Source organism: Nonomuraea sp. NPDC049625 (assembly GCF_040675285.1).
Classification (GTDB): domain Bacteria; phylum Actinomycetota; class Actinomycetes; order Streptosporangiales; family Streptosporangiaceae; genus Nonomuraea; species Nonomuraea angiospora_A.
In genome coordinates, this window is sequence record NZ_JBFAOQ010000022.1 from 150613 (window position 1) to 175287 (window position 24675).

General features: G+C 72.1%; 19 protein-coding genes. 10 read left to right on the top strand and 9 right to left on the bottom strand.

What is annotated here, in order from left to right:
- Positions 1-54: 54 nt before the first annotated feature.
- Positions 55-693 (top strand): hemerythrin domain-containing protein, encoded by a 639-nt coding sequence (locus tag AB0J87_RS55590; RefSeq protein WP_363982353.1) that lies wholly within the window; start codon positions 55-57, stop codon positions 691-693.
- On the opposite strand, the gene AB0J87_RS55595 is transcribed toward AB0J87_RS55590, so the two are convergent.
- A complete protein-coding gene (locus AB0J87_RS55595) occupies positions 681-3911 on the bottom strand; it encodes a BTAD domain-containing putative transcriptional regulator (RefSeq protein WP_363982356.1) in 3231 nt (1076 codons plus the stop codon). The genes AB0J87_RS55590 and AB0J87_RS55595 overlap by 13 nt on opposite strands.
- A 309-nt stretch (positions 3912-4220) precedes the next feature.
- On the opposite strand from AB0J87_RS55595, the gene AB0J87_RS55600 reads away from it, so the two are divergent.
- The 3 genes from AB0J87_RS55600 (at position 4221) to AB0J87_RS55610 (ending at position 6872) form a co-directional block, all read left to right on the top strand.
- Entirely contained in the window at positions 4221-4766 is a 546-nt protein-coding gene (locus tag AB0J87_RS55600; protein WP_363982359.1) for a hypothetical protein, read from the top strand.
- A 109-nt stretch (positions 4767-4875) separates the two neighbouring features.
- Entirely contained in the window at positions 4876-5547 is a 672-nt protein-coding gene (locus AB0J87_RS55605) for a response regulator transcription factor (protein WP_363982362.1), read from the top strand.
- The gene (locus AB0J87_RS55610; protein ID WP_363982365.1) at positions 5544-6872 is read left to right on the top strand and encodes a HAMP domain-containing sensor histidine kinase; all 1329 of its coding nucleotides are present in this window, start codon (positions 5544-5546) and stop codon (positions 6870-6872) included. Before AB0J87_RS55605 ends, AB0J87_RS55610 begins: the two co-directional genes overlap by 4 nt.
- Before the next feature lie 38 nt (positions 6873-6910).
- Here the strand turns inward: AB0J87_RS55610 and AB0J87_RS55615 are convergent, their stop codons facing one another.
- Entirely contained in the window at positions 6911-8422 is a 1512-nt protein-coding gene (locus tag AB0J87_RS55615) for a PucR family transcriptional regulator (RefSeq protein ID WP_363982368.1), read from the bottom strand.
- Positions 8423-8544: 122 nt separating this feature from the next.
- Between AB0J87_RS55615 and AB0J87_RS55620 the strand changes: the two genes are divergently transcribed.
- The 3 genes from AB0J87_RS55620 (at position 8545) to AB0J87_RS55630 (ending at position 12138) form a co-directional block, all read left to right on the top strand.
- Positions 8545-9822, top strand: coding sequence for an MFS transporter (locus AB0J87_RS55620; RefSeq protein ID WP_363982371.1), 1278 nt, complete (start codon positions 8545-8547; stop codon positions 9820-9822).
- 9 nt (positions 9823-9831) lie between these two features.
- Positions 9832-11442, top strand: coding sequence for an amidohydrolase (locus AB0J87_RS55625; protein ID WP_363982374.1), 1611 nt, complete (start codon positions 9832-9834; stop codon positions 11440-11442).
- 87 nt (positions 11443-11529) lie between these two features.
- Positions 11530-12138, top strand: a complete 609-nt coding sequence (locus tag AB0J87_RS55630; RefSeq protein ID WP_363982377.1) for a Chromate resistance protein ChrB — start codon at positions 11530-11532, stop codon at positions 12136-12138.
- Between the two features lie 8 nt (positions 12139-12146).
- Here AB0J87_RS55630 and AB0J87_RS55635 read toward each other — a convergent pair whose 3' ends face one another.
- Genes AB0J87_RS55635 through AB0J87_RS55645 form a run of 3 tightly spaced genes read right to left on the bottom strand, consistent with a single transcriptional unit; the run spans position 12147 to position 13978 of the window.
- Complete coding sequence (locus tag AB0J87_RS55635) at positions 12147-12359, bottom strand: hypothetical protein (protein ID WP_363982380.1); 213 nt, start codon at positions 12357-12359, stop codon at positions 12147-12149.
- A gap of 2 nt (positions 12360-12361) precedes the next feature.
- Entirely contained in the window at positions 12362-13144 is a 783-nt protein-coding gene (locus AB0J87_RS55640) for a hypothetical protein (protein ID WP_363982383.1), read from the bottom strand.
- A gap of 57 nt (positions 13145-13201) precedes the next feature.
- Entirely contained in the window at positions 13202-13978 is a 777-nt protein-coding gene (locus AB0J87_RS55645) for a phytanoyl-CoA dioxygenase family protein (RefSeq protein ID WP_363982386.1), read from the bottom strand.
- Positions 13979-14073: 95 nt separating this feature from the next.
- Here AB0J87_RS55645 and AB0J87_RS55650 point away from each other — a divergent pair, with 95 nt between their 5' ends.
- Positions 14074-14934 (top strand): AraC family transcriptional regulator, encoded by an 861-nt coding sequence (locus AB0J87_RS55650; protein WP_363982389.1) that lies wholly within the window; start codon positions 14074-14076, stop codon positions 14932-14934.
- A gap of 42 nt (positions 14935-14976) precedes the next feature.
- Entirely contained in the window at positions 14977-16239 is a 1263-nt protein-coding gene (locus AB0J87_RS55655) for an ABC transporter substrate-binding protein (protein ID WP_363982392.1), read from the top strand.
- Between the two features lie 7 nt (positions 16240-16246).
- Here the strand turns inward: AB0J87_RS55655 and AB0J87_RS55660 are convergent, their stop codons facing one another.
- Positions 16247-17107, bottom strand: a complete 861-nt coding sequence (locus tag AB0J87_RS55660; protein WP_363982395.1) for a LuxR C-terminal-related transcriptional regulator — start codon at positions 17105-17107, stop codon at positions 16247-16249.
- An 85-nt stretch (positions 17108-17192) separates the two neighbouring features.
- Between AB0J87_RS55660 and AB0J87_RS55665 the strand changes: the two genes are divergently transcribed.
- On the top strand, positions 17193-18809 hold the full coding sequence (locus tag AB0J87_RS55665) for an AMP-binding protein (protein WP_363982398.1): 1617 nt from the start codon (positions 17193-17195) through the stop codon (positions 18807-18809).
- 232 nt (positions 18810-19041) lie between these two features.
- Here AB0J87_RS55665 and AB0J87_RS55670 read toward each other — a convergent pair whose 3' ends face one another.
- Genes AB0J87_RS55670 through AB0J87_RS55680 form a run of 3 tightly spaced genes read right to left on the bottom strand, consistent with a single transcriptional unit; the run spans position 19042 to position 24674 of the window.
- Positions 19042-20787, bottom strand: coding sequence for a CBM35 domain-containing protein (locus tag AB0J87_RS55670; protein ID WP_363982401.1), 1746 nt, complete (start codon positions 20785-20787; stop codon positions 19042-19044).
- 27 nt (positions 20788-20814) lie between these two features.
- A complete protein-coding gene (locus tag AB0J87_RS55675; RefSeq protein ID WP_363982404.1) occupies positions 20815-22515 on the bottom strand; it encodes a CBM35 domain-containing protein in 1701 nt (566 codons plus the stop codon).
- Positions 22516-22541: 26 nt separating this feature from the next.
- Positions 22542-24674: a discoidin domain-containing protein gene (locus AB0J87_RS55680; RefSeq protein ID WP_363982407.1), complete on the bottom strand. Its 2133-nt coding sequence runs from the start codon at positions 24672-24674 to the stop codon at positions 22542-22544.
- Position 24675: the final 1 nt, after the last annotated feature.

Genomic DNA, 24675 nt, shown 5'->3' on the forward strand with positions numbered 1-24675 from the left:
GGTCTAAGTACGGGGGCGCACCCTGGTGGCATCCCCCGATCGAAGGAGCATCCCATGGCCCCCAACATGCTCGGATTCCGCATCACGCACCGCGCCATGCGCGGCGACGCGCGCCGCCTGGCCACGTTGATGAGCGGGCTCGCCGCCGGTGAGGAGCGGGCAAATCCGGCCCGGCTCGACGCCATCGCCACGTTCGCCACCAAGCTGTGCGCCGGCATCCACCATCACCACCAGGCCGAGGACAACGTGCTCTGGCCCGTCATCGTGCGCTCGGCCGGCGCCGAGGTGGACCTGAGCGACCTGAGCGACGACCACGCCGAGCTCGACCCGCTGCTGGAGGAGATCACCGCCGCCGCTGCCCGGCTCGGCACGGACCGGGCGGCGGCGGGCCGGATGGCCAAGGCCCTGACGACGCTCGCCGACCTCCTCGACGAGCACATCGAGGAGGAGGAGCGGCTGCTCTTCCCCGTCATCGCGAAATACGTGTCGGAGGCGGACTGGAAGTCGGTCGAGGACGAGGTGCGCAAGGGCGGGGACATCGGCTTCGACCTGCCGCGGATCGGCCAGTACGCGCGGCCGGAGGAGCTGGCCGAGCTGCGCAAACTGGCGGGGCCGGTGCTCGCGCTCCTGCTCAGGGTGCTCGACCGCGGTCACCGGCGCCGCCAGGCGCTGATCTTCGGCTACGGCAGGTGACCCCGCCTCTCACGGGCCGCCCGGGCCCAGTGGGGCGAGCCGACCAGTTCCGCGACCTCCTCCGCCCGCGCGTAGTGCGCGTCCGGATCCTGGCCCATCAGGCGCGCCAGGTCTCCGAGCAGCAGCGCGACGGGCCCGAGCGTGACGGACCCGCTGTGCATCCCGGCCAGCTCCCCCTCCCACCGCCGCAGGTTGTGGTAGCAGCGGACGGCCACCTCGACGTCCCCCAGCGCGACGGCGGTCTGCGCGCGCAGCCCCTCCCACAGCAGCCAGTAGTAGTCGCGCGACTGGGACGACCCGGGCTGCCAGACCCGCCTGGCGGCCTCCGGCTCGCCCGCCGCCGCCAGCGCCGCCGCGTACAGCTCGGCCGTGCCGTCATTGGGCACGTGCTCCCACAAAAAGGCGAGCTCGTCCAGCGAGTCGCGCACGTTGCCGCGGGCCAGCCGCACCACGAACCTGCCCAGTATCCCCAGCGCCTCGGCGTTCGCGCCGCCGCGCTCGGCCATCTGCCGGGAGACCCCGGTGTAGATAGCCTCCGCGGCGTCGAAGTCGCCCTCGACCAGCTTCCGCTGCGCGCCGAAGAGTGTCAGGATCACCAGCGACAGGCCGAGCTGGCCGCTGGTGGAGACCGCCACGCCGCGGTCGGCGTGGCGCGCCGCGGCCGCCACGTCGTTGCGGCCCAACGCGGCCATGAGCAGCGCGCTGTGGCCCAGCGTGAGGTAGGCGACCAGCCGGTGGGTGCTCCCCAGCTCCAGCAGCTCGCCGCCGATGGCCTCCAGCTCGTCGCGCCGGTCCGGGGAGAGCACGGCGAAGTAGCGCGCGTTGAGTGCCAGGCAGAGCAGCTCGGGGCGGTCGAGCCGGCGCGCGAGCGCCACCGCCTCGGCTCCGGCGCCGTCCACCCGGACGTCATCGTGGCCCTCCAGCGCGAAGACGAGCGCCGCCAGCAGCCGGCAGCGCGTCTCGTCGTCGGGTCCCGCGGCCAGCTCCGACCGCACCGCCGCGACGAAGTCCTCGTCGTAGCGGGAGTCCTGCTGGATCGTCCAGATCACGGGCGCGTCGTACGAGGTCAGGGCCCTGGCGAGAGGCCTGCCTGCGACGCGTCCCGCGAGTGGGCGGGCCGTCTCGACGGCGGTGGTGCGGGCGGCCACGGCGCCGATGACGTCGCCCGCGTGCCCGAGCGCCGACACCAGCCCGCACAGCAGCTCCAGTCTGGTCTCGTCGTCCTCGGCGAACTCCAGCGCCGCCCGCCACAGCGCCGCCGCCTCCCGGTGCGCGTGCAGGCCGGACGCCTGTACGGCCGCCGCCCGCGCGTACCGCACCGCGCTCGGCGCCGCCGCCTCCAGCGCGTGATGGGCCAGCGCCGCCACGTCTCCGGGGCGGATCCGCTCCAGCGCCGTCACCACCCGCCCGTGCAGCCGGGTACGGCGGATCCTGGCGGTGTCCTCGTACAGCACCTGCCTGACCAGGACGTGCGTGAACCGCAGCCGGCCGGGGCCGGGCTCGGCCAGCAGCCCCGTCAGGACCCCGGCCTCCACCCCGTCGAAGACCGTGTCCTCGTCCCCGTCGTGCAGCGCGATCAGGACGTCCACGTCCGCGTCCCTGCCGATGACGGCGGCGTTGCGCAGGACGGTCTGGGCGCTGGCGGGCAGGCGGCTGATCCTGCGCCGGATGAGGTCGCGCACGCCGGGCGGCAGCGCCTCGGCGGCGGCGGGCCCCTCGGAGGCGAGCAGCCGGGCGATCTCGCAGACGAACAGGGGGTTGCCGAGCGTGCGTTCGGCGATCGTGCGCACGGTCGCCGGCCCGAGTTCGCGCTCGCAGTGGCGGGCGAGCAGCGCGGCGACGTCGGACTCGCCGAGTCCGGGCAGCTCCAGGTGCCTGCTCCCGGCGGCGAGGGCGGCCAGCGTGGCGGCCAGGTCGTCGGTCGCCTCGGCGGGCCGGTGGGTGGCGAGGACCAGCAGCTTGGCCGTGGGCTTGAGGTGGCGCAGGAGGTGCAGGGTCTCGCCGTCGGCGCGGTGCACGTCCTCCAGCACGACGACCAGCGGCGCGTTGGCCGCCAGGTAGTCGGCCACCGACCGGGCCAGCCGGAACTGGTTCTGGATCGCCACGCCGTCGTGCAGCAGGGGCGCCAGCCCGGCCGGGTCGTCCGGCGGGCGGGCGGCGGCGAGCCGGCGGACGACCTCGCTCCACGCCCACGCGGGCGGCGCGTCGCCGTCGATCTCCGGGCAGCGGCCGATGGCCACCCGCCATCCGCGCTCCCCCAGCTCCGCCGCGAACGCCTCGGCCAGCGCGCTCTTCCCCGCGCCCGGCTCGCCCCCGAGCCAGACCGTGCGCTGGGCGGCGTGCGCGGCCTCCTCCCGGAGGACGGCCAGCTCGCGCTCCCTGCCGACGAGCGCGGGCCCGGGAGCGGGCACCGGATCCTGCGCGGGTGCGGGCTCCGGGCTGGGTACGGGGTGCGCGTTCAGGGAGTCCGACTGGCGCAGGATGTCCTGTTCGAGGGCGCGTAACACCGGGCCGGGATCGACCCCCAACTCGTCGGCCAGCTGTTCCCTGGCCCGGCGCAGCACCGAGAGCGCCTCCGCCTGGCCGCCGGACCGGTAGTGGGCCAGGGCCAGCAGGCGCACGGCGTTCTCGCGCAGCGGATGCCGGTCGACGTGCCGGCGCAGCTCCGGGGCCGCCTCGGCGTGGCGGCCCAGCATGAGCGCGGCCTCGGCCCGGTACTCGACGGCGATCAGCCGCAGCTCGGCCAGCCTGGTCGCCTCCGGCACCGCCCACTCCTCGGCGAACTCCCCGTACGCGGATCCCGTCCAGAGCCCCAGCGCCTCGTCGAGCAGGTCGTACGCGGCCGCCGCCGCGTCCTGCTGCAGTGCCTTCCCGGCGGCGTCGATCAGCCCGGGCAGCCGCCACGCGTCCACGTTCTCCTCGGCCAGGCGGAGCCGGTACCCGGGCGGGGCGCTCACGATCACCGTGGCCGGAGCGCGCGGCGGGCGGTCGGGCTCCAGCGCGCGGCGCAGGTTCGAGACGTAGACCTGGAGGGCGGCCAGCGCCTTGGGCGGCGGCTGGCCCTGCCAGAGGTCGTCGATGAACCGGTCGGCCGACACGACCTGGCCGCCCGCCGCCACCAGGCGCGCGAGCACGGCCCGCTGCCTGGCCGGGCCGAGGTCCACGTGACGACCGTGCAGACTGGCCTGGAGTGGTCCGAGGACCTGGATGTCGAGCATGGCACCCCCTGATCTACGAGTCCCCACCCGACCCGGCGCGCTCGCGCACGACAGTGCGGGAACGGTCCACAGCCGCCAATCATGAGCTATCCACACATATTTGGGCAATCACCAACACTCCGTCATGACGTCCGCTCGGCCATCACCACCACCGACGCCTTCCACCCGGCCGCGCTCACGCCCATGTGCTGCCCCGCCTGCTCTAGGGCGTTTCTAAGGTTCGCCGACGGCTGGGTGAAGGTGGGCCGGGTTGGCTGGCGGCAGCCACCGGGCCGGAGCGGCCGGCCGGTCGGGAGAAGGAGACGCGACATGGACCGACGCAAGTTGGGCTTGGCCGCCGGCATGGTGCTGGTGCTGACGCTGGGCGGGTCGGGGGCGCTGGCGGCCTCGTCCCAGCGGGACCCCGCCGACGACCCGTGCGCCAAGATCGCAACGTGCACACCTGCCGGCGACCCGTGCGCCAAGGCGGCGGCGTGCACGCCTGCCGACATCGCCAAGGCCAAGGCGGCCAAGGCCGCGGAGCTCGACGGCAAGTGCTCGCCCGACGTGAACAAGCCCGATGTGAAGAAACAGGACGTGAAGAAGCAGGAGCATCTCGTCGAGAACGGGATGCTGGCCAAGGCGCTGGCGGCCTCGCTGGGCGTCGGGCTCGACCGGGCGACCGCCGCCGAGGAAGAGCTGAACCTCCTCAGCCAGAAAGGCGGTATAAATCCGAAATCACCGGAGTTCGCCGCGATAGCCGAGCGCCTGGGCGTGTCGGCGGAACGGCTGCTCCAGGCGCTGGACGACTTCAAGCGATCCTTCGTACAGGGAGAGGACATCGGGCCGGACGCCGTCAAGACCCCGGGATCCTGACCGGCCGGGCGGGCGACCAGCCTGCGGGGCTGGACGGCGGCCATCCCGCCCGGCCGTCAGCAGGCGCTCAGGGGTGGGCGGCGGCGGGCACGGCGAGGAGAGTGGGATCATGCACGTCCTTGTGGCCGACGACGACGAGGCGGTGCGCCGTTCGCTGACGCGCGCGCTCGCCCGTGAGGGCTATCACGTGAGCACCGCCGCCGACGGCCTGCGCGCCCTGGAGGCGGCCGGCGGCGGGCGGCAGGACGCGGTGGTGCTGGACATCATGATGCCCGGCCTGGACGGGCTGGAGGTGTGCCGTCGCCTCCGCGCCGGCGGCGACCGCACGCCGATCCTGATGCTCACCGCCCGCGACCTGGTCGCCGACCGGGTCGCGGGGCTGGACGCCGGGGCCGACGACTACCTGGTCAAGCCGTTCGCGCTGGAGGAGCTGCGGGCCCGCTTGCGCGCGCTGCTGCGGCGCAGCGGCGCGGCCGAGGAGGTGCTGCGCTTCGCCGACCTGGAGCTGGACACCGCCGCCTGCCGGGCCGCCCGCGGAGTGCGGGTGCTCGACCTGACCAGGACCGAGTACACGCTGCTGAAGGTGTTCCTGCGCAACCCGAACCGGGTGCTGAGCCGCGGCGTGATCTTCGACGCGGTCTGGGGGTACGACTTCGGCCCGTCGTCCAACGCGCTGTGGGTCTACATCAGCTACCTGCGGGCCAAGCTGGAGGCCGGGGGCGAGCCGCGGCTGATCCAGACGGTGCGCGGGCTGGGGTACGTGCTGCGGGAGGAGCCGTGACGCTGCGGACCAGGGTCGCCCTGGCCGGGGCGGCCGTGGTGGCGGCGGCCCTGCTGATCGCCTCGCTGGTGGTCTATCCGGCGATGGCGAGCGGGCTGGGCGGCCAGCACGACGGCGAGCTGGTGCTGGCCGCCGGGCAGGCGCCCCAGCTGCTGGCCTCGTTCAAGGCCACCCGCGCGCCCCTGCCGGATTATCCGGTCTCCGTGGGCAACACGCTGCTCCAGTTCTTCCCGCCTCCCGTGAATCCGGGGCCGACCACCGGTTTCGTCCCGCTCTCCGACAGGGACACCGGGGTCGCGTGGGGCAAGCTCTCGCCGTACTTCCAGGAGGTGAGCTACGGCGGGGCGCGCTACCGCGTCTACACGGCTCCGCTGGGCCAGGTCGACCAGGGGCTGGTACGCACCGCGTTCCCGCTCGACCGGGACGACGACACGCTGAACAGCCTGAAGCTCCTGCTGGGGGCGCTGATCCTGGGCGGCGCGCTGATCGCCGGGACGGGGGCGCGGCTGCTCGCCGGGCGCGTGCTGCGCCCCATCGGCCGCCTGACCGAGGTGGTCGAGCACGTCACCGCCACCCGTACGCTCACCGCGGGCGGGCTCGACGGCAGCGGGCGCGACGAGGTCGCCCGGCTGGCCCGCTCGTTCACCACGATGACCGGCGCGCTGAACGAGTCCCTGCTGGCCCAGCGGCGCCTGGTCGCCGACGCCTCGCACGAGCTGCGCACCCCGCTGACCAGCCTCATCACCAACCTCGAACTGCTGGGCGAGGGGCGCGGCACCGCCGACCCGCAGGCCCCGGCCCTGGTCCACGAGGCCCGCGCGCAGGCCGGCGAGCTGCGGGTGCTGGTCAACGACCTGGTGGAGCTGGCCAGGTACGGCGACGTCCAGATCCACACCGAGGACGTCCGCCTCGACCTGGTGGCGGAGCGCGTGATCGCCAGGGCGCGGGGCCGGGCGCCGCACGTCAGGCTGCGGGACGAGCTGGCCGAGTGCCTGGTCCACGCCGATCCCGACGCCGTCGAACGCGCCGCCGCCAACCTGGTCGACAACGCGATCAAGTGGAGCCCGCCGGGCGGGGAGGTGCTGGTCGAGGTGACCGCGACCGGCGCGCTGTCGGTCGCCGACCAGGGGCCCGGCATCGCCGCAGAGGACCTGCCGTTCGTCTTCGACCGCTTCTACCGCGCCAAGGCGGCCCGCTCGCTGCCCGGCTCGGGGCTGGGGCTGGCCATCGTGCGCCAGATCGCCGAGGCCCACGGCGGCACGGTCCGCGCCGAGCCCCTCTCCCGGGGCGTCCGCCTCGTCCTGTCCCTCCCCCTCGCCACCTGATCACCCGCCCGCCCTGAAGGAACGCCCGGCCATCGGCTCTAGCCGGGAGGCACGAGGTCGCCGAGGGAGAGGGCCAGCCAGAGCTGGAGCCGGTGCCCGGGGTCGGTGAAGGGGCGGCCCGAGACGCGTTCGGCGACGGCCAGGCGGCGGCGCAGGGTGTTGCGGTGCACGCCCAGCCGCCGCGCGGCCGTCTCCAGGTTCGACCCCGCCTCCAGGTACGCGCGGAGCGAGCCGACCAGGTCGCCGCCGTGCCGCGCCTCGTACTCGCGCAGCGGGCGGAGCGCGGCGGCGGCGAAGCGGTGCGCGGCGTCGGGCACGAAGGCGTCCCTGAGCAGCGCGGACGCCTCAAGGTCATCGACATGGAGGTAGGCGTCGCCCCGGGCGGCCAGGGTGGCGGCGTGCCGTACCGCCGAGGGGAGCTCGTCCAGGCCGAGCGCCCGGCAGCCGCCGCCCGGCACGCCCAGCCGCGTGCACAGCTCCGTTCCCCGCCAGGGCACCGCCGAACGCCCGCCCGGGGAAACCGGGGCCGTTCGTTCCGGCAGCACGAACACCGTGCCCTCCGGCCGGACGCACACGAGGGCCAGCTCCTCGGCGTCCGCCGCCACCTCCTCCAGCGCCTCGATCGCCGCCTCCGGCGGGACCGGCGCCGCCGTCACGACCACCTCGTACGGCGGCGCCGCGACCGGGCACAGCTCGCCGAGCTGGCGTGGCGACAGCCCGCCGTCGAGCACGGCGGCCAGCAGCGCGCCCCGCTGGGCCTGCGCCTTGGCCCGGCCGGCCCGCACGCCGAGCAGCTCCATGGCGAGCAGGCAGGCGGCCTGGTTGGCCAGCATCCTGGCGTGCCACTCCAGCGGCGAGCCCGTGCACACCGCCAGCCAGCCGGTCGGCGGCCCGGAGAAGCCGAGGCTCTGCACCTGGACGGCCTGGATGCCGTCGTCCAGCACGCCCGCGCTCAGCCGGGCCGCGCCCCGCGCCATCTCCAGGGCCCGGGCGTGCCAGGGCCGCTCCCCCGGCGGCGTGGCCGCCCTGGGCTTGCCCTGCGGGTCCAGCAGCAAGGACTCGCCGCCGGTGTGCTCGGCCAGGGCACGCAGGATGCCCGAGGTGCCCGACAGCAGCGCGGCCCGCGCCATGGCCTCCTGGGCGGCGACGACCCGCCGCTCCCCGCGTACGCGCTCGTCGGCGTGCCACCGGGCGACGGCCTCGGTCACCGCGATGAACGGGGTCAGGATCTCCAGCACCGGCAGCCCCTGGAGGTCGGCGGCGGCCAGCACCTCCTCCGGCACGGCCGTCACGGCCTCGCCGAGCGCGAAGGCGAGCCCGGCGCAGCCCGCCCCCGACAGCCGCTCGACGTACGCCTGCAGCCCGGCCGGGTCGCCCGGCAGGCCGAGCCCGATGGTCATCACCAGCTCGCCCCCGCGCAGCCACGGCACGGGGTCGGCCAGCTCGGACACGTGCGCCCAGCGGACCACGCGCGACAGGCCGGCGCGCCCGGCCAGCAGCCGCATGCGCATGCCGGGCAGGGTCATGGCCTGGGCGACGGTCAACGCCATGGGCGTTCCTCAGGGCTGTGCATACCGCACTCTAATTCACCGCCGGTGGTGCGTTTCGTCCCGGCCCCCCTCCGGCTGACCTGCGCTTATCGTCGTCGCACCCCCTGAGACCCGGAGGATCCATGAATCGCGCCACCCGGGCGGCCGGCGCCGCCTTCGTCGGGACCACGATCGAGTGGTACGACTTCTACGTCTACGCCACGGCGGCCGCGCTGCTCTTCGACGACCTGTTCTTCCCCAACGCCTCCAGCCCCACGGTGGCGCTCATGGCGTCCTTCGCCACGTACGCGGTCGGCTTCTTCGCCAGGCCGCTCGGCGGCATCGTGTTCGGCCACTTCGGCGACCGGGTCGGCCGGAAGTCGGCGCTGGTGGTCACGCTGCTCATGATGGGCGGCGCGACGTTCGCCGTGGGCCTGCTGCCCACGTACGCGTCGATCGGCACGCTCGCCCCCGTGCTCCTGGTGCTGCTCCGCTTCGTGCAGGGACTGGCGGTCGGCGGCGAGTGGGGCGGGGCCGCGCTGATGGCGGTCGAGCACGCGCCCGCGGGCAAGAAGACCTTCTACGGCGGTTTCGCCCAGCTCGGCAACCCGGCGGGCGCGCTGCTGGCCACGGGCGCGTTCAGCCTGATGACCCTGTTCGGCGACGACGCGCTGCACTCGTGGGGCTGGCGGGCACCGTTCATCGTCTCGGCCGTGCTGGTGCTGGTGGGCCTGTTCATCCGGCTCCGCGTCGAGGAGTCGCCCGTCTTCGAGGAGACCGACAAGACCGGGGTGCCGATCAAGGAGGTCTTCCGCACGTCGTGGCGGTCGGTCCTGTTCGGCATCGGGACGCTGCCGGTCGCCATCGGCGGCTACTACATCCTCACCACGTTCCTGCTCTCGTACGCCACGGGCCCGTCGGTCGGCGAGACCGAGCAGCTCATCCTGAACGGCCTGAGCTTCGCCGCGTTCGTGGAGCTGGTGGCCACGCTCGGCATCGCCTGGATGGGCGACAAGTTCGGCGGGCGCAAGGTCGCCATCTGGTTCCTGATCGCCACGGCGGTGCTGGCGGTGCCGCAGTTCGCGGTGCTCGGCACGCACAGCACGTTCCTGATCTTCCTGATGCTCGGCGTGATGCGGCTGGCCACCTCGGGCACGTACGGGCCGATGGCGGCGATCCTGTCCGAGATGTTCCCGCCGCAGGTCCGTTACACCGGGATCTCGCTCGCCTACCAGGGCGCCGGCGCGATCTTCGGCGGCCTGTCGCCGCTGGCCGCAACCGCCCTCGTCGGCGCGTACGGCGGCGCCGCGTGGCCGGCCGTGGCGCTGCTGGTCGCCATGTGCGCGCTCAGCGTGCTCTGCCTGGCCGTGGCGCCCCGTCACCGCGACCACGTTCCGGCCGCTCCGATCACCACCGAATAGGAGAGTGCATTGTCCACCACCGTCATCACCGGCGGGAACGTCATCACCATGGACCCCTCGAACCCGTACGCGCGGGCCGTGGCCGTACGCGACGGCCGCGTCCTGGCCGTGGGGCGCGAGGAGGACGTCCTCGCCCAGGCGGGCCCGGGGGCCGAGGTCGTGCGGGCGGGCGGGCGCAGCGTGCTGCCCGGCTTCATCGACCCGCACAACCACCTGCTGTCCACCGCGGAGACGCTGGTGGCGGTGGACGCGCGCTACCCGGCCGTGGGCAGCGCCGCCGACCTGGTCGCCGCCGTCGCCGCCGAGGCAGTCAGGACCCCGGCGGGCCAGTGGATCAGGGCCTACGGGATGGATGACGCCAAGTACCCCGGCGGGCGGCCGACCCGGCGGCAGCTCGACGAGGCCACCACCGAGCACCCGGTGATCGTCTACCACGTGTCCGGGCACCAGGCGGTGGTCAACTCGGCCGCGCTGTCCTGGCGCGGCATCGGCGACGACGTGGCCGACCCGGCGGGCGGCGCGTTCGTGCGCGACGAGGGCGGGCGGCTGACCGGCATGGTGCTGGACTCGGCGATGGAGCTGCTCCTGCCCGTGGCCGTGGACATCGGCTGCCACGGCCCGAACTTCCACGTCGACCTGCCCCTGGAGCAGCTGCGGTCGTGGCTGGAGCTGGCCGGGGAGACGTACCTGCGGGCCGGGGTGACGACCGTGTGCGACCCGCAGGTCTCGCGCCGCGAGCTGCTGGTCTACCGGTCCGCCTGGGAGGCGGGCACGCTGCCGGTGCGTACGGCGGTCATGCCGCTGTCGCACATGCTGGACGAGCTGTCCTCGATCGGCCTGGCGGGCCCGTTCGGCGACGACCGGCTGCGGTTCGGCGCGATGAAGTTCTACTGCGACGGAACGCTGCTGGGCGGCACGGCGATGTTCGACGAGCCGTACGGCGAGGGCTTCACCGGCTCCCTCTACCACCAGCCCGAGCAGCTCGTCGACCTCGTACGGCGGGCCGCGACGGCGGGCTGGCAGATCGGCATCCACACCCAGGGCGACCGGGCCATGGGCTACTCCCTCGAAGCGATCAGGGCCGCGGTGGCGGTGTCCGGCGACGACGCCCGGCCCAGGATCGAGCACTGCGGTCACCCGACGCCCGGCCAGGTCAGGGAGTTCGCCGCGCTCGGCGTGATCCCGGTCAACCAGCCCAACTTCCTGTACGACAGCGGCACCGACTTCGTGCGCCGGCTCGGCGAGCGGCGCGCGCACCGGCTGCAGCCGATCCGCGAGGAGCTGGACGCGGGGCTGCGCCCGGTGCTGTCCAGCGACTCGTTCGTCTCCTCGCTGCGGCCCATGGAGACGGTGTCGAACGCGGTGCGCCGCCGCACCAGGGAGGGCGGCCCGATCGGGGCTGAGCAGGCGATCACCCTGGAGGAGGCGCTGCGCGCGCACACGATCGACGCGGCGTACGCGCTGCGCATGGAGGACCGGATCGGGTCGCTCACGCCCGGCAAGCTCGCCGACGTGGTGGTCCTGGACGGCGACGTCCGGAGCCTGCCCGCGGACGCGCTGTCCGGCGTGGACGCGTGGCTGACCATGCTCGACGGGGACATCGCCTACCGCGCGGGGTAGCCCGCCGGCGGGCCGGCTTGTGGGGCGGCCCGCCCCGCCGCCGGGCGCGGATACGATCGAGTGGTCCCGTTCGGAGAAGGAGGCGCGGTGCCGGGCACGGAGGAGCCGAAGGGCGGCGAGCCACAGGCCGCCGGGCCGGCCAAGGCGGTCACCTGGCTCATGCTGATCTACCGGGTGCCCACCGAGCCGACCAGGCTGCGGGCCGCGGTCTGGCGCAAGCTGCGCAACCTCGGCGCCGTCTATTTGCAGAACTCCGCGGCCGCCGCGCCGCGCACCCCGCAGAGCGAGCGGGCCCTGCGGGCGCTGCGCAGCGAGATCGTCGAGTCGATGTCCGGCCAGGCGTTCCTGGTCAGCACCTCGTCGGTCATCGGCGAGTCCGACCTGGTCGCGCTCTACAACGCCGCCCGCGACGACGAGTACGAGGAGATCCTCGACAAGTGCGCCGACTTCCACGAAGAGGTGGCCAAGGAGGTGCGGGCCAAGCACTTCACCTACAGCGAGCTTGAGGAGAACGAGGAGGATCTCACCAAGCTCAGGGGCTGGTTCGAGAAGGTCACGGTCCGCGACGTCCTGGGCGCGGCCCGGCGCAAGGAGGTCGTCAAGGCGCTCGACGACTGCGCGCGGACGCTGGAGGAGTTCGCCGCCTCGGTCTACGAGGCCGAGGACACCGCGATCTTCCAGCACGGCGCCGGGTGAGCGCCGGGCTATCGGTCGCGCACGTCGATCCGCAGCGCGATGGCGAAGGCCGCCATCAGGCAGACGCCGAGCACCGGCGCGAGCACCGCCGACGGTGGCCCGAACGCCAGCAGCGCCACCGTGCCCAGGGCCAGCGTGACGACCACGGCGACGGCGATCTTCCCGTCGTCGCCGACGATCAGGTCGTACCAGAACTGCCCGAATCCTCGGATGAACCCCATGTCTAGCTCCCGGAAACAGTCGGCACGACCGCGGACGGACGCCTGAGCGCGCGCACCATCAGGCGCGACAGCCCGTACCAGGCGGCGATGAGCACCAGGATCGCCAGGTCGGCGCCCGGCCATTCCAGGCTCTCGCGGCTGCCGGTGAAGATGCCGAGCCCCTCGACCGACCAGTACGTCCCGAAGCCGGCCAGCAGCAGGCCGACGCCGTACTTGAGGGTGTTCTCCGGCACCTTCGACAGCGGCCCCCTGACGGCGACGCCCACGACGAGCACGAGGAGCACGCCGACGACGGCCGCCGCGATCGCCACCGGCAGGTTGCCGGCGCTCAGGCCGAAGGTGATCACGATGAAGACCACCTCGACGCCTTCGAGGAAGACGCCCTTGAAGCTGATCATGAACGAGAACCAGTCGAGCCCCTTGGCGCTGACCTCGCCCGCGCCCTTGGCGGCGGCCACCTCCTCGGCGAAGATCTGGTCCTCGTCGTGCATGGCCTTGCGCCCCGACGACCGCAGGATCGCCTTGCGGAGCCACTGCAGGCCGAAGATCAGCAGCAGGGAGCCGATCGCGAGCTGCAGCGCCGCCTCCGGCAGCCAGGTCGCCAGGGCGTAGCCGGCGGCTGCGGTGAAGGCGGCCAGGGCCACGAGGGCCGCCGCCACGCCCATGAGCGTCGATCGCCAGCTCCGCGTCATGCCCATCGCCATGACGATCGTCATCGCTTCGACCATCTCCACGATCGAGGCCAGCAGCACCGCCGCGCCCAGGCCCCATGCAGCCGCAGCCATCGGCCCCACATCCTTCCGTTGCGCAAAGAATGTAACAGCCGTTAGTTTGCCCACATGTCAGTTGATATGTCTACGCGGTGCGGCGAAGGGCATGTGCTCGCCCTCCACGTACGCGGGGAACGGCTGGTAGACGTTCACCCCCGGGTCCCCGCGGAACAGCAGGGCCGAGACGAACGGCTGCTCCTCGCTGGTGATCCGGGTCGAGGTCGGGATGTAGCGGATGGTCAGGCCGCAGCGGCGGTGCGGCGAGGTGTTGGCGTTGGAGGCGTGCAGGATGTTGGGGTGGTGGACCTCCACGTCGCCGGCCGCCAGGACGAGGTCCACGGCCTGTGACTCGTCCACCGTCACCGCGCTCTCCGAGCCGAGCACGTTGTCGATGTCGTCGCGCTGCCGCAGCTCGTGCAGGTCCTGCCGGTGCGAGCCGGGGATCACGCGCAGGCAGCCGTTCTCCGTCGTGGCCTCGTCCACGGCCAGCCAGAGCGTGACCACGCGCATCGGCTCCAGCGGCCAGTACGCGCCGTCCTGGTGCCACAGGACCGGCTTGCCGGAGAAGGGCGGCTTGCTGATGTAGTGCGAGGCGAACAGCGCGATGTCGGAGCCGACGAAGAGCTCGGCGATGTCCAGCAGCCGGTCGTCGCCGACCAGCCGCACCCAGAAGGGGTCGCGGGCGACCAGTTCGGTGCCCAGGTCCTCGCCGTTCAGGTGGGGGTGCTTGGCCTGGAGCCAGGCGACGTGCTCGCTCGCCTCGGCGATCAGGTCCGGGTCGAGGACGTCACGGAAGATCGTGTAGCCGTCGCGGTCGTAGTCCTGAAGGGTCCGGTCGACTCTCACCATGCGCTCCTTGTGAGGGTGGGGCGTCACTCGGATTCTTCGGTCTTCGCGGGACGGGTTACTAGCAATCACCGCTCCACAAGTATTAATTTCCTGACATGCCGACCGTCCTGCGCTGGGTCGAGTTCGCGGCCGGCCTGCCGTACCACGCGGCCCTGGTGCCGGTGAAGGGTGGCCGCAGGGACCGGCCTGAGCCGCATTCCCACGCCGACTTCCACGAGCTGGTCCTCGTGACGGCGGGGGCGGGCGTGCAGCGGGTCGGCGAGGCGGAGCAGCCGCTGCGCGCCGGGGACGTGGTGCTGGTACGGCCGTACGACCGGCACGAGTTCGCCTCGGCCGACGGCATGCGCTTCGTCAACATCGCCTTCCCGAGCGAGCGCTGGCGGGCCTTCGCCGACCTGGCGGGGCTGGCGGGGCCGGCGGACTGGGACCGCCGGGAGCTCCCGCTGTCGGCCCGCGCCGACCTGGACGGGCCGGTGGCGGCGGAGTTCGCCCGCCTGCTGGCCGCCTACTCCGGCGTGCCCCGCGTGCTCGACCTGGTCGGGCTGCTGACGGCGGTCGTCCCGCTGCTGGAGGGCGCCGACGGGACGGCCGTGGACCGGCGGCCCGGCTGGCTGGTCTCGGCCTGCGTCGCGATGCGGCGCGAGGAGAACCTGCGCGAGGGCCTGCCCCGGCTGCAGTCCCTCGCCGCCGTCAGCCCGGGGCATCTGGCCCGCTCGATGCGAAGGCACTACGGGTGCACGCCGATCGGGTTCGTGGTCGGGCGGCGGCTGGAGCACGCCGCCCTGCTGCTGACCACGACGACGGAGGGCATCGGCCGGATCGCCCAGCGCTGCGGCTTCTCCGGCCAGTCGTATTTCGGCCGGCTCTTCCAGGAGCGGTACGGCATGGCCCCGCGATGTTACCGGGAGGTTACGCGGCGAGCCGTCGTCCCTCTGGACAGCCAAGATATCAAGTGATTAGATGACTTAATCCCCCCAAGATCGAAGAGGAGGCCGGGCATGATCCGGTCACTTGGTGTCGCCGCCGTCATCTGCCTCGCTATCACCGCCTGCTCCTCCGGCGGATCCGCGCCCAAGCAGGCCGTCGGCAAGACGGAGCTGAAGCTCTACAACGACAAGGGCGCCTGGAGCAAATACTTCGACGAGATGGGCAGCCTGTCCAAGCAGCAGATCGGCCTGTCCATGAAGCCGGTCGGCTACACCGACGAGCCGACGTACCAGGCGTTCATCAAGGCGTCGTTCCGCACGGACGTGAAGCCCGACCTGTTCACCTGGACGACGGGCGGGCGGCTGGCCGAGATCGTCGCGCAGAAGCAGGTCTCCGACACGTCCGCCATCTGGCAGGAGGCGATCAAGAACGGCGACCTGTCCGCCGACCTGGCCAAGTACTACACGGTGAGCGGCAAGCAGTACTGCGTGCCGCTGAACGCGGCGTACTGGGGCATGTTCTACAACAAGAGCGTCTTCGACAAATACCAGCTCAAGCCGCCGGCGACGTGGGACGAGCTGGTCAAGGTCGCCGAGACGCTGAAGAAGAACGGCGTCAAGGCCTTCTACCACACCAGCGTGCTGTTCTCCTTCGTCTGGTTCGAGCAGCTCCTGGCCGGCACCGACCCCGACCTCTACGACCGCCTCTCGACGGGTCAGGCGAAGTACACCGACCCCGGCGTGGTCGACGTGATGAAGCGGTGGAAGTCGATGATCGACGCCGGCTACTTCAACAACCCCGGCGACAAGACCGACCCGGGCGACGTGCTCAAGACCGGCAAGGCCGCGATGGTGTCGTTCGGCACCTGGTTCAACACGAGCATGACGCAGCGCGACATGAAGGCGGGCACCGACTACGGCTTCTTCGTCATCCCGAACGTCAACCCCGCGCTGCCCAAGACCTCGATGATCTTCGAGAGCGGCCCGCTCTGCTCGCTGGCCAAGGCGCCCGACCCCGACGCGAGCACCAAATACCTCAAGTGGTGGGTGAGCTCGTCCGCCCAGGAGAAGTGGGCCACGGCCAGGGGCGACGTGTCGGCCAACCCCAAGGTCGCCATCGCCGACCAGGCCATCGCCGAGGTCAGCAAGGCGGCGGGCAGCGGTGACTACCGCCTGGTGAACCGCTACTTCGAGGCCACCCCGCCGCCGGTGCTCACCGCCGCGCTGGACGGCTTCGGCGCCTTCGTCGTCAAGCCGGACACCTACCAGAAGGTCCTGACGGACATCCAGGCCGCCGCCGACGAGTACTGGAGCACGCACCCGCAGGGCAACTGAGCGCCGGTCAGGGCAGGAAGCCGCGGTGGCGGGCGGCGATCACCGTCTCCATGCGGGTGTGCGTCCCCAGCTTGCGCATCGCGTTGCGCAGGTAGCTCTTGACCGTCTCGGCCCGGATCCCGAGCCTCTCCCCGGTCTCCGCGTTGCCGCAGCCCACGGCGACCAGGGCGAGGACGTCGAGCTCGCGCGGCGACAGCGGGCTCGGCCGCTCCGGGATCCGGCCGTCGGGGCGGGCCAGCCGGTCGCACACGTCCTGGAGCCGGGCCCGGAGCCCGGCGTCGGCGACGTCCTGGGTGATGGTCCTGAGCTGGGCGTGCGCCTGGCGGACCGCCTCCCACTCGCCGGCGGACGGCGACTCGCGGGCGGCCCGGGTGATCGCCGCGGTCTCCATCTCGGCCAGCCGCCGCTCCACCTCCCGCCTGACGGCCAGCTCGAAGCCCACCCGCGCGGCGACCTGGGTCATGGCGTCCACCACGCGGTCGCTGATCGACAGGGGCTCGCGGATCCCGCCGTACAGGACGCCGGAAACGCCGCCGTCCACCGTGACCGGCACCGCCGCGATGGCCCGCAGCCCCTCGGCGATCACGGGTTTGTCGTACTCGTGGCTGATGCGCGGGTCGGCGGCGTAGTCGTCGACGGTGCCGGGGCGCGCGGTGGTGATCACCCGGCCGCCGAGCCCGTTGCCCGCGCCGACGACCAGGCCGCGCAGCGCGCCGGTCAGGGTGCCGCTGAACTCCGTCAGCGTCACGCCGAGCGAGCGGGACCCCACCACGCCGCCGAACACCACCGGCAGGCCCGTCGCCCGGCGCAGCCGGCCGATGGCGGTCTGGAACGCCTCACGATCGATGGGCGCGTACGGTGCGGCCATGGGTCCAGCATGGACGAGGCCCATGGCGGAGAGCCACCCCCGAAAGGGGGTGGTGCCGGGCCGGGTCCGGGGGAATTCTCCGTTCATGGCTGACGCACTGCTCTCGTACGCCTCGGGCGGGTCCGAGGTCCCCCTGCTGGGCGAGACGATCGGCGAGAACTTCGAGCGCACCGTGGCGCGGTTCGGCGAGCGCGAGGCGCTGGTGGACGTGGCGGCCGGGCGCCGCTGGACGTACGCGCAGCTCGACGCCGCCGTGAACGAGGTGGCGCTCGGCCTGCTGGCCCGCGGCATCGGCAAGGGCGACCGGGTCGGCATCTGGGCGCCCAACTGCGCCGAATGGGTGCTCGTCCAGTACGCCACCGCCAAGATCGGCGCGATCCTGGTGAACGTCAATCCCGCGTACCGGGCCCACGAGCTGGCCTACGTCGTCAAACAGTCGAGCATGCGGCTGCTCGTCAGCGCGGTCACGCACAAGAGCAGCGACTACCGGGCGATGATCGACGAGATCGGGTTCGGGGACGCGGTGTTCATCGGCGGGCCCGGCTGGGACGAGCTGGTCGAGAGCGGCAGGCGCGCCGACCCGGCCCTGCTGGCGGAGCGGGCGGCGCGGCTGACGTTCGACGACCCGATCAACATCCAGTACACCTCGGGCACGACCGGCTTCCCCAAGGGCGCCACGCTGTCCCACCACAACATCCTCAACAACGGCTACTTCGTCGGCGAGCTGCTCGGCTACACCGAGGCCGACCGGGTGTGCCTGCCGGTGCCGCTCTACCACTGCTTCGGGATGGTCATGGGCAACCTCGGCGCGACCTCGCACGGCTCGTGCGTGGTGCTGCCCTCGCCGGGGTTCGACCCGGAGGCGACGCTGCGCGCCGTGCAGGCCGAGGGGTGCACGTCCCTGTACGGGGTGCCGACGATGTTCATCGCCGAGCTGGCCCTGCTGACCGGGTCCGGAAATTTCGATCTTTCGACGCTCAGAACGGGCATCATGGCCGGATCCCCGTGCCCGGTCGAGGTCATGAAACGCGTCGTCAGCGAGATGAACATGACCGAGGTCGCCATCTGCTACGGCATGACCGAGACCTCACCCGTGTCCACGATGACCCGCCGCGACGACGGCCTGGCCCGCCGCACCGAGACCGTCGGCCGCGTCATGCCGCACATCGAGGTCAAGGTCGTCGACCCGGAGACCCGGCTGGCGCTCCCCCGCGGCGTGCCGGGCGAGCTGTGCACCCGCGGCTACTCGGTCATGCTCGGCTACTGGGCCCAGCCGGACGCCACGGCCGAGGCCATCGACACCGCCCGCTGGATGCACACCGGCGACCTGGCCACCATGGACGCCGACGGCTACGTCAGCATCGTGGGCCGCATCAAGGACATGGTGATCCGCGGCGGGGAGAACATCTACCCGCGAGAGATCGAGGAGTTCCTCTACGGCCACCCGGACGTCGCCGACGTGCAGGTGATCGGGGTGCCCGACGAGAAGTACGGGGAGGAGCTGATGGCCTGGATCGTCATGCGGCCGGGCGTCGAGCCGCTGACGGCCGAGCGGGTCAGAGAGTTCTGCGCGGGCCGCCTGGCCCACTACAAGATCCCCCGGTACGTGCACGTGGTGGACGCGTTCCCCATGACGGTCACCGGCAAGATCCGCAAGGTGGAGATGCGCGAGCGGGCCGCCGGCATCCTCGGCCGATCATGAAGGACCGGCTCCGTAGTCAGGAGAACCACGGAGCCGGCCCAGAATGCGCGTCGTCACGGCGAGCGGCCCGTGAGCCTTCACGACCGGCCAGGACGGACGGTCACCGACGTCGGCGCGTGCGGCCCAGCGTGCGCAGCCGTAAAGGATGGGCCTGAAGATCGGCGCGCGGCCCAGCGTGCGCAGCCGTAAAGGATGGGGGTTTGGCGGCGCCGCAAGAGTGCGGCGCCGCGCGTCAGTTCTGGTCGAGGAAGCGCTGGGCCAGCGTGCGGCCCAGGGTGACGGCCTGGGTGTGGTTCTCGATGGTCTGGACCTTGGTGCCGGAGCCGGTGAAGACGATGTACGTGACGCCGGTGTCCGTGCCGCCGTTGCTCGGGTCGGGGTTGATGCCGAGGTCGGCCGCCGTCCGGTAGGACGCCTCGCCGATGATCCCGCTCGGCCCCGTGTCACCCATCACGGCGTACTCCACCTGCCCGTTGTAGACGATCGCCACCACGGTGCCGCAGCCGATGCCCTTCGTCCGGTAGTCCCAGATGGAGCTGGAGCTCGGCACCACCATGTACGCGAGCTGCGCCGCGTTGAGCGGCGAGTCCCCGCTGGTGTGACAGGCCGTGTCGGGCTGGAAGCAGCAGTCGGTGTTCTCGTTGCACTGCGTCGTGCGCACCCCGTCGCAGTCGATGTCCATGTCGCCCTTCCAGAACACCGCCCCGGTCTTCTCGCACACCGCGACCGTCGCCGAGCTCACGTCGGAGTCCGTCTTGTACTTGCCGTTGGAGATCTGGCTGCACGCGGTCACCTTCGCGAGGAGCTGGTCGGCCGTCGGCCCGGTGCCGCCGCTGCCGGTCGTGCCGGTGGCCGCGGCGCTGTGCCCGGACTCGTTGCCCGCCGCGTCGATCGCGGTGACCGTGTACGTGTGCGTGGACCCGGCGGTGAGCCCGCCGATCGTGGCGCCGGCCGTCGGCGTGGTCGTGACCACGGTCGTCCCCTCGTAGACGCGGTAGCCGGTGACGGCCACGTTGTCGGCGGAGTCCGTCCAGGCCAGCGTGATGCTGGCGGCCGAGGTGCCGGTGACGCGGACGTCCGCGGGCACGGTCGGCGCCTGCCCGTCGGGCCCGCCGGAGCCGCTGACCGAGAGCCGGTCCACGTTGGGGCCGCCGTTGGCGGTGGTGCCGGTCGCGCGGACGGTGTTGACCCCGGCGTTCAGCGACACCGTCAGCGCGGCGTCCGCCCAGGTGTCCCAGCTGCCGGTGCCGGGGAAGTCGCGGGTCTGGACCGCGGCGCCGTTCACCGCGACGGTCATCGGCCGGTTGACGGTCGTGCCGTTGGCATACCTCAGCGTGAGGGTGTGCGTGCCGGCCTCGGCCACGTTGACGGACCACTCGATGTAGCCGCCCACGGCGTTGACGTAGTCGACGAAGCCCGAGCCGGTGTAGCCGGTGTGGTTGGTCGCCACCGAGGCTTCCGAGAGCGTGGCGGCCTCGGCCTGGTACTCGGTCGCGGGCGCGTCGGCCATGGTGACCTCGAGGTAGTCGAGGTTGGGGTTGCCGCCCGAGGCCGTCGAGGTGACGCGGATCTTGTTGTCGCCCGCGGCGAGCGTGGCGGTCAGGGTGGAGGTGGCCCACGTGGTCCAGGCCCCGGTCGGGCCGAACGTGCGCCCGGCCGAGACGACCGTGCCGTTGACCGAGACGTCGGTGGTGCGGGTCGTGGTGGTGCCGTTGGCGTAGCGGATGGCGAGCGTGGCGGTGCCGGCCGCGGGCGCGTTCACCGTCCACTCGGTGTACGGGCCCGCCGCGTTGTCGCTGTTGACGAAGCCGGTGCCGGAGAACCCGGCGTGGTTGGACTCGACGACGCCCTGGACGTTGGTGGCGTTCTCGGCCTCGTACCGCACGGTCGCGGCCCGGGCGGGCAACGCGACCAGACCGGTGACGGCCAGGCAGGCGACGGCCAGGATGACGAGGCGGCGTAAGCGTGGGGGGTGCACAGGCGTTCCTTCCGATCAGCGGACGTCTCAGGAGACGTCGAGGTAGTCGACGTTGGGTCCGCCGTTGGCGGTGGTCCCCGTCAGGCGGACGGTGTTGGCCCCGGCGTTCAGCGACACCGTGAGCGTGGCGTCCGCCCAGGTGTCCCAGTCGCCCGTGCCGGGGAAGTCGCGGGTCTGGACGGCGGCGCCGTTGACCGCGACGGTCATCGGCCGGTTCACCGAGGTGCCGTTGGCGTACCGGATGGTGACGGTGCGCGAGCCGGCCTCGGCGGCGTTCACGGTGAACTCCACGTACGAGCCGGTCACGTTGTCGGCGTTGACGAACCCGGTGCCGGAGAAGCCGGAGTGGTTCGACTCGGCGGCACCCTGGGAGATCGTCGCGTTCTCCGCCTCGTAACGGGTCGCGGCGGCGGACGGCCGGGCGCGGATGAGGCGGGTCTCCCCGGGGCGCAGGGTGGCGCTGTAGGAGGTGGCGACGGTGCCCTCGGAGGCGCCCGACCACAGGTTCGTGACGGCGGCCGGGCCGGTGAAGCCGGCCTGCGCCCAGGTGACGCTCACCGTGGAGTTGCCTGACGTACCGGTGTTGTAGAGCGCGACGATGTAGTCGCCGTTGGCCTCCCGCTTGCGCCACACCTGGTTGACGCCGCTGTTGACGACGCGCTGGGCGGCCACGCCGTCCTGGTTGACCGCGATGAGCCGGTCGTTCTTCAGCATCGCCAGGTCGACGGAGGTGAGCGCGGTCAGGTCGGTGCCGAGCAGCAGCGGGCTGGCGGCCATCGCCCAGTGCGTCATGTGCGAGCGGCGCTGGTCGGCGGTGAGCCCGACCTGGTCGCCGTTGCCGATCTGCAGCGAGTCGTAGTCGTTCCAGCCGCCCGGACCGGCGTACTGCTGCCAGGAGGCGGCCGAGTTGAACCGGCTGACGACGTGGGACCAGTCGGTGAGCGGGTAGCCGCTGCCGTTCGGGCCGGACCCGCAGTAGCACTCGACGTCGCCCTGGGTGCGCCAGCTGTTGGCCAGCCGCTTCCAGGTGGTGGCCTGGGCGATCGGCAGGTTGTTGGAGAGCGCGAAGTTGATCGGCCGGCCGGTCTGGCGCAGCGCCTTGTCCCACGCCTCCACGTCGGCGACCGTGGACGCGTCCGCGCCGTCGATCTTGAGGTAGTCCACGCCCCACGAGGCCATCTGGTCGGCCCACGAGTTGATGAACGCCTGCGCGCCCGGGTGGGAGTACTTGAGCCGGTACATGTTCTTGCAGTTGTAATTCTTGTGGGTCTGCGAGGTGTCCGCGATGTCCTGCGCGTGGTACGACGTGCCCTCGATCGGCTTGTTGGCCGTGACGGCGTTCTTCGCGATGCCCGGGGTGACGTAGAAGCCGAACTTCAGCCCCTTGGCGTGCACGTAGTCGGCCAGCGCCTTGATCCCGGACGGGAACTTGGCGGTGTCGACCGCCCAGCGGCCGTAGTCGTCGACGACGAAGCCGTTGGAGTCGCACTTCTGGTAGAAGTCGTCGAGGTTGACGTAGACGTAGCCCTTGTCGGCCAGCCCGCTGCTGACCAGCGCGTCCGCCTGGGCCTTCATCTTGGTCTCGTCGGGCCAGCGGCGGACGAAGCTCCAGCTGCTCCAGCCCATCGCGGGCCTGATCGACAGCCCGTTGTCCGAGGCGGCGGCCGGTGCCGCGGGCAGGGTCAGGCACGTGGCGGCCACCGCCAGCGCCGTGAGCCCCGCTTTCATGAGCCCTGCTTTCATGAGCACCGCTTTCATGAGGCGCCTCCCGTCGTGACGTCGATGCAGTCGAGGTTCGGGTTGCCGCCGTCGGTCGTCGCGGTGACCCGCAGCGTGTTGGCCCCGGCGTTGAGCGGGACGGTGAACGTGTCGGTCGCCCAGGTGGTCCAGGCGCCGGTGCCGAGGTAGTCGCGGTTCTGGGCGGTGCCGCCGTTCACGGTGACGGCCGCCGGGCGGCTGGTCGTCGTCCCGTTGGCGTAGCGCAGCGCGATCGTGGCGGTTCCGGCCGCGGGCGCGTTGATCGTCCACTCGGTGTAGGCGCCGGTGATGTTGTCGCCGTTGACGAAGCCGGTGCCGGAGTAGCCCGCGTGGTTGGACTCGACGGCGCCCTGGGAGATCGTCGCGTTCTCGGCCTCGTAGCGGGTGCCGGTGGAGCCGCCGCCGCCCGCGTACTGGCCGCCGACCCACGCCTCGTCCACCCGCCAGCGGGCGACGCCGTGGTGCCCGGTCTTGGAGAGCCGGACGTAGCGGGCGGTGACCCCGCTCAGGTCGATGAACTGGACGCCGCGGGCGTTCGGCACGGTCCCGGTCTTGACCGCGCTCCCCCAGGTCGAGCCGTCGTTGCTGACGTGCACCTGGTAGCCGGAGATCCGCGCCGACCCGGACGACGGGTAGACGGTGGAGTCCTCCCGCTGGTTGAACGCCAGATACTGGACGGGCTTGGCGGACCCCAGGTCGAAGGTGAGCCGCGCGGGTTCGGCGGCGTCGCTGTCCCAGTAGGTCAGGTAGTTCCCGTCACCCGCCGCCGCCGCGCCGTGGCCGCTGGTGGACGAGCTCGCCGACAGCGTGACGCCGGTGTAGATGCCCTGACGGCCGCTGGTGACGACCTTGAAGACGGTGTCGTACTGGTCCCAACTGGAGATCCCGCTGAGCGTCAGCGTGCCGCCCGACTGCGTGAACGCGACCGGCGCGCCCGTGCGCAGGTTCGTCACCGAGCCGACCCGGTAGCCGTTGTCGCGCAGCGACAGCGTGCTGCCGGACGGCGGCGTGATCACGTGGATGTAGTGCCGGTTGGGGTCGTCCTTGGCGACGGTGGTCACGCCGTGCGCGCCGTTGTTCCAGAAGCCCGGCTTGAGCCCGCCGAACATGTAGCCGCCGCCTTCGGTGCCGCCGAGCGACTCCCAGATGGCCGAGAGGTACGTGTTCGCGAAGTTGTTGAAGTCGGCCTGCTGAGCGGGGAACTTGCCGTTGACCATGGCGGTCTCGGCCATCAGCGCCTTGACCGACGACCCCGCGTTCGTGATGAGCCGGCCGAGCGTGAGCTTGCGGTCCACGGCCTGGTCGGAGCCGCCGTACCACCAGGGACCGCCGGTGGGCAGCTTGAAGTCGGCCTCGATCAGCCGCGGCAGCGCCGTGTAGACCGCCTGCGGGTAGTCGTACGAGGGCGTCATGCCGGTCTTCTGCTCGTTGCTGATCATGTCCATGATCGGCGTGTCTTCGTTGTTGTTCGAGATCGTCATGTCGGGGCGCTGCTGGTAGATCTTGGCGTAGAGGTCGTTGCGCTCCCAGTAGGCGTTGTCGTTGTCGATCCAGAACCCGGCGAGCTTGGGATAGCGCTGCATCTGCTCGAAGAACTGCAGGTAGCTGAACTCGCCGAACCCGTCGCGGGTGGTCAGGTCCACGTCGTGGCCGACGTAGCTGGAGAAGGCCGAGGAGTTGAGCCACGACCCCGACGACAGGCCCTCGTTGTGCCACTGCGGGTCGTCGGTCATGTAGTGGATGACCTTCAGGCCCTGCGCGTCGGCGGCGTCGATCAGCTCGCCGAGGAAGTCCCGCGTGGTGCGGCAGGAGCCCGGGATCGCCGACGGGTACGGCCGGGCGTAGCCGAGCCGGCTGTGGAAGGTGGCCAGCACGATGTACTGGGCGTGCAGCTTCTTGGCCTCGTTCACCCAGTAGGAGGCGCTCCAGCCGCCGTTGGTGACGTCGGCCTCCCACGCGCTGCAACTGGTGTGCTGCGGCGAGGTCCGCTCGCCCCAGTGCAGGAAGAGGCCGGCGATCGAGTTGCGCAGGAACGCCTGGCGCGGGTGTTGCAGGTCGGCCCGCGCCGGGAGGGCGGTGAGCAGGCCGAGCAGGAGCGCCAGGACGGCGAGCATCGCCGTGCGTCTCATA